We start from the raw sequence: 1,700 nt of genomic DNA on the forward strand, positions 1-1,700 counted from the left end.
CACAGGCTGTGTGAAAACTAACAAAACCCTTCCCGGAGCTTACACAGGCTTAAGTTGGTAAAATGGTCAGCGAATTCATCAAGGTTTCGCTGATATGTCATCCCACATTCAAGGCTTGGGCCGATCACAGGTCACGTTGTTTCCTGAAGTTCTCGACGACTTCATATCAGAAGATAATCCGATCAGAGTCATCGATGCCTTTGTAGATCATCTTGATCTTCACAGTCTTGGCTTTCAGCGAGTAAAAGCTAAATCTACGGGGCGTCCCGGGTATCACCCAGCTACACTCCTGAAGCTCTATATCTACGGCTATTTGAACCGGATTCAGTCATCAAGACGGTTGGAGAAAGAAGCCAACCGTAATGTCGAGTTAATGTGGTTGCTAGAACGGCTAACACCCGACTTTAAGACGATTGCTGATTTCCGAAAAGATAATGGCAAAGGCATTAAAAATGCCTGCCGCTCCTTCATCGATCTGTGCCGAAAGATGAACATGTTCTCAGAGGCGGTTGTCGCTATCGATGGCAGCAAATTCAAAGCGGTAAACAGCAAGGAAAATAACTTCACGCCTCAGAAATTGAAGTTCCATATCGACCGGTTTGAAAAGCATATTGAAGCGTATTTAACGAAGCTAGATCAGGCTGACGAAGCCGATCCGAACAGTGAGGGCAAAACAACCATCGCCCAAAAAATCACTTGGATGAAACAGCGCCTGGCTGAACTGAAATCAATGGAAGAGAAGGTCCAAAACCACCCTGATAAACAGGTATCAACGATAGACCCGGACTCCCGTCTACTAAAAACCAAGGGAATGACTCGAGCCGTGTGTTACAACGTCCAAAGTGCTGTTGATACCAAACATCATCTCATCATTGCTCATGAGGTGACGAATACAAATGATCGAGGTCAGTTCACTCGTGTAGCCGAACTAGCTCAGTCAGCCCTTGATAGGAAAGATATCACGGTTATAGCAGACAAAGGCTATTACAGCCGTCAGGACATTAAAAATGCCCAGGATACTGGCGTAACAGCTTTTGTTCCCAAGGGGGACACATCAGGTTCTGAAAAGAACAACATCTTTAACAAATCACTCTTCAGGTATGAGCATGACAAGGATACTTATATCTGCCCTGCGGGGAATGAGCTTCAGTATCGATTTGAAAGTATTGAGAAAGGACTGCCGCTGAAGGTGTACTTTAATATCGCAGCCTGTAAAAGCTGCCCGATCCGTAGCCGGTGTACACGGGCAAAGAGGGATCCCAGGAAAATGAGACGATGGGTTCATGAGGAAGAGATGGAAGCCATGCAGCAGCGCTTAAATGCTGTACCTGATACCATGTTGATCCGAAAACAGACGGTTGAACACCCCTTCGGGACGATCAAGGCATGGATGGGATCGACTCACTTCCTGACAAGGAGATTTAAGAATGTCAGCACAGAGATGAGTCTGCATGTACTTGCCTATAATCTTAAGCGAGTTATCAATGTGTTGGGCGTGAAAGCATTAACAGGAGCAATACAGGCCTAATAAGAGCTGTCATTTTGCCGTACAAAGCCTGTAGGTTTGCAGTGGATAGATTAGGCACTAATCTGGCTTTACCTGAAAGTGAGCCCCAAAGATGGCTCATTATGGCGATCAGAATGGATAATCCCTTAATGGTTGAAGGCTTATCCTCAATCAGACTTTTCACACGGTCTGG

The 1,700-nt window shown here is 45.7% G+C and carries 1 protein-coding gene; it reads left to right on the forward strand.

The genetic code is table 11. From position 1 onward, the window contains the following. The first annotated feature begins 94 nt into the window (after positions 1–94). Positions 95–1,528, forward strand: a complete 1,434-nt coding sequence (locus tag A3773_RS16680) for an IS1182 family transposase (RefSeq protein ID WP_067988598.1) — start codon at positions 95–97, stop codon at positions 1,526–1,528. Positions 1,529–1,700: the final 172 nt, after the last annotated feature.

This window comes from Neptuniibacter pectenicola (assembly GCF_001597735.1).
Classification (GTDB): domain Bacteria; phylum Pseudomonadota; class Gammaproteobacteria; order Pseudomonadales; family Balneatricaceae; genus Neptuniibacter; species Neptuniibacter pectenicola.